1 protein-coding gene is annotated in these 297 nt (G+C 47.8%); it reads left to right on the top strand.

The features are described from left to right. On the top strand, positions 1-251 hold a 251-nt coding region (locus tag MiSe_RS50140; protein WP_226595093.1), incomplete at its 5' end, for a hypothetical protein. Between the last annotated feature and the right edge of the window lie 46 nt (positions 252-297).

The raw sequence follows: 297 nt of genomic DNA on the forward strand, positions 1-297 counted from the left end.
TCACCTTTCCTTCTGGGTGCCGCCCCATTCCCTCAATCAATTTCCAGCTTACGGGGCACGGCATTTTACAATCTTTGGGTAAAATCAAAATTTATCCTGGCCGTGCTACTACAAGATCGCAGGATTTACCCACGATGAACCTATCACCAAAGTTTCTACTATGCAGAAAACCGATTTCTGGGCGTAATCTCATATCCGGTGGCATGGGCAAGGTCAGGCGCGGCGAATTGAACAACAGACGCGGGGAATGAAGATGGGGAAGAAATTACCGATATTCCTGATGTCCTTCACCTTTCC

This window comes from Microseira wollei NIES-4236 (assembly GCF_020521235.1).
Taxonomy (GTDB): Bacteria; Cyanobacteriota; Cyanobacteriia; order Cyanobacteriales; family Aerosakkonemataceae; genus Microseira; species Microseira wollei.